This window comes from Protofrankia sp. Cas4 (genome assembly GCF_963555915.1).
Lineage (GTDB): Bacteria > Actinomycetota > Actinomycetes > Frankiales > Frankiaceae > Protofrankia.
The window spans coordinates 1-2,798 of sequence record NZ_CAUVXL010000016.1 but is presented as its reverse complement, the minus strand read 5'-3'; the positions used below and the strand labels follow the sequence as shown (position 1 = coordinate 2,798).

The 2,798-nt window shown below is 65.5% G+C and carries 3 protein-coding genes; 2 read left to right on the top strand and 1 reads right to left on the bottom strand.

Features of this window, described 5'->3' with window-relative positions:
* On the top strand, positions 1 to 955 hold a 955-nt coding region (locus U9979_RS01820; RefSeq protein ID WP_322777998.1), incomplete at its 5' end, for a YncE family protein.
* Between the two features lie 33 nt (positions 956 to 988).
* Here the strand turns inward: U9979_RS01820 and U9979_RS01815 are convergent.
* Positions 989 to 1,696: a transposase gene (locus U9979_RS01815; protein WP_322777997.1), complete on the bottom strand. Its 708-nt coding sequence runs from the start codon at positions 1,694 to 1,696 to the stop codon at positions 989 to 991.
* 71 nt (positions 1,697 to 1,767) lie between these two features.
* Here U9979_RS01815 and U9979_RS01810 point away from each other — a divergent pair, with 71 nt between their 5' ends.
* On the top strand, positions 1,768 to 1,920 hold the full coding sequence (locus U9979_RS01810) for a hypothetical protein (RefSeq protein WP_322777996.1): 153 nt from the start codon (positions 1,768 to 1,770) through the stop codon (positions 1,918 to 1,920).
* Positions 1,921 to 2,798: the final 878 nt, after the last annotated feature.

Below are 2,798 nucleotides of genomic sequence, written 5' to 3'. Positions count from 1 at the left end.
GGTCGTACTGGCCACGCCGACCCAGGCAATGGCCACTCCCTCCGATTCGCCGCACGCCTACGTCGCCAACTCCGGCTCGAACACCGTTTCGGTGATCAACACCGACAACAACACCGTCATTGACACCATCCCCGTCGGCACCGCCCCTGCCCAAGTAGCGATCACTAAGGGTTTCGATTCCCGCGCCTACGTCACCAACCAGTTCTCGAACAACGTGTCGGTGATCGACACCGATAGCAACACCGTCATTGACACCATCCCCGTCGGCAACAGGCCTGTTGGCGTGGCGATCACCGAGGATTTGTTCCATCCCCGCGCCTACGTCACCAACCAGTTCTCGAACAACGTGTCGGTGATCGACACCGATAGCAACACCGTCATTGACACCATCCCCGTCGGCAACAGGCCTGTTGGCGTGGCGATCACTGGGGGTTTCCATCCCCGCGCCTACGTCACCAACGTCAGGTCGGACAACGTGTCGATGATCGACACCGACAACAACACCGTCATTGACACCATCCCCGTCGGCAACAATCCTATTGGCGTGGCGATCACTAGGGGTTTCCATCCCCGCGCCTACGTCACCAACGCCGGCTCGGACAACGTGTCGGTGATCGACACCGACAACAACACCGTCATTGACACCATCCCCGTCGGCAACAATCCTATTGGCGTGGCGATCACTGGGGATTTGTTCCATCCCCGCGCCTACGTCACCAACGCCCTCAGTGACACCGTGTCGGTGATTGACACCGACAGCAACACCGTCATTGACACCATCCCCGTCGGCAACGTGCCTTTTGGTGTGGCGATCGTTAAGGATTTGTTCCATCCCCGTGCCTACGTCACCAACTCCTTCAGTAACACCGTGTCGGTGATTGACACTGACAGCAACACCGTCGTTGACACCATCCCCGTCGGCAGCGTGCCTATTGGCGTGGATGCCGAGCGGTAAAAGCGGCTCTTCGCAGTAGGCCGGACTGTGTATTTAGGCCGCTACAGGTAGTTCTCGGTTGACGGTTACGGATTGTAGCCAGAGGGGGCGGGTCTTACGGGACGCGACGTAGCGGGCTCGGCGCAGCTGGTTGCCGACGTTGGTCATGCCGAACGCGATGCGGTAGACCAGTTTGATCAACCGGTTGATGCCCTCCGAGGCCGCGTTGGACAGCCCGTGGAGGACTGCGGTCGCGATCTCGTCGCGCCACTTGGAGATCGTCTCGGCGAGGGTGACGACCTCGGGGACCGCGGCCCCGGTCGTGGCACAGTACGCGAAGAACCTGGTCAGGGCCGCGGAGACCTCGGAGCGGCAGGTCGCCCTGCCAGTGCGGGCCGGGGACAGTTTCAGCACGTCGCGCAGCAGCTCCTTCGCCTGCCAGGCAGCCCGGATCTCGCAGCCGCCGTCCCCGAGGTCCGCCAGCGCGCACAGCAGCTTCTGCCGCGCCGCCGGCGTGAGCTTCTCGGCGCCGCGGACGAGCATCCCCTTGATCTTGTACTCGAGGTCGTCGGCCCGGCCGCGGCGCCCGTGGTGCTCGAACGTGACCCTGCGCCGCACGTCTGCGACCGTCTTGTTCGCGAGTTGCGAGATGTGGAAGGGGCCGACCGCGAGCGCCGCGTGCGGCAGCGCCTGGCGGATCGCGGACTTGTAGACCGACGACATGTCGAGGGTGACGTGGGTGATCCAGCCACGCCACGCCACGCCTCGTCACAGGCGACCAGCCAGCCGACGACGTCGGCGACGGTGCGGCCCTCGGTCTGGCCGAGCAGGCCATGCCCACCGGTGGAGTCGACGAACACCGACGTCCAGCGGTCGGCGTCCGCGACCCACCCGCCGGTGACCGGGTCGCGGTGGTACCGGGGCCTGCCCCGGCGGTGGTCATCAACCCCGAGGACCCGTACCGGTGGGAGCGGCCCGCTCACTGACCGGCCCGCCGCCACCCCATCCTCAGCGCTATCGGCACCAGGCATCCCAGTATCAGGACTATCGGTGACAGTGCAGGCATCCTTCGCCGCGCCATCCTCGGCGCCGCCTGGTACGGCAGCGTCGCCGCCGACGGCAGCGGCGTCGGCGTCGGTATCAGCGCAGGTCACAGCATCGCCGACAGCGTCGGCATCGGCGTCGGTTACGACGATGCCGGCCGCTTCGGCCACGGCCACAAACCCGCCGTGACCGGTGTGCCAGCTCACCCCGACCGCGCCGGCGACCCGATTGGCCAGCGCCATCCAGTCCCCGATCAGGTGGCCCATCGTCTCCTTCGCCGACGTCGTGACCGTGCCACCCCGCACCGCCAGCGGCCCGACCGTGAAACTGCGCTGTGGACACAGCCCACGGTCACACCACCACCGCTCCTTACGCAAGATCACCCTCATCGGCGCCACCACCAGATGCCGAAGCTCCTGCGTGACCAGCTCCTTCATCCGGCACGCCTCGGCGCCGCAGCCCGGGCAGCACACAGCGCCCTGCGCCGTACGGGCATACACCCGTAACGAGCCGTCCGCCTCCCGCTCCGCGGCCACGACCTCGACCCCGGGCAGTCCCAGCAGCTCCGCCATCTTGACTCGCATACCCTCGAACACGCGCACCCGTTCACCTGGTGATCATTTCCCTCGACAAGATCTGATCCTTCCAGGGGGCGGGTGCGTCTCGTTCCACACCCCGGCAGCGACTACCCCACGTCACCGCCGGCAATCACAAAAAGTCAGCAGACAAACACGACTTCCGGCCTACTGCGAAGAGCCGTAAAAGCGCCCGGCAATAGGGGTGTGGATCAAGGAGCGAGGCTGGGGCACGTAGATCGCGA